We start from the raw sequence: 371 nt of genomic DNA on the forward strand, positions 1-371 counted from the left end.
GAAGTGGACGAAGAACCCGACGTACAAGGTCACGTATAACGGCAACGGCTATACAAGCGGCAACGTACCGACAGATATCGGTGAATATGAAGAAAACGCAAGYGTAACGGTACGAGGCAACACCRGCGAYTTAGTGAAGAGCGGTTACAYGTTTGCAGGCTGGAACACGCTAGCGGATGGAACTGGCACAGATTACGCTGCCACATTCACRATGGGTAYAACGAACGTGACGCTATATGCGAAGTGGACGAAGAACCCGACGTACAAGGTCACGTATAACGGCAACGGCTATACAAGCGGCAACGTACCGACAGATATCGGTGAATATGAAGAAAACGCAAGCGTAACGGTACGAGGCAACACCGGCGATT

1 protein-coding gene is annotated in these 371 nt (G+C 51.0%); it reads left to right on the forward strand.

Going from position 1 to position 371, the window contains the following annotated elements; translation table 11 throughout:
* The coding region (locus tag AB4Z50_RS36265) for an InlB B-repeat-containing protein (RefSeq protein ID WP_441887357.1) at window positions 1-371 on the forward strand (371 nt) is incomplete at both ends.

This window comes from Paenibacillus sp. 2TAB26, assembly GCF_052115145.1.
Taxonomy (GTDB): Bacteria; Bacillota; Bacilli; order Paenibacillales; family Paenibacillaceae; genus Pristimantibacillus.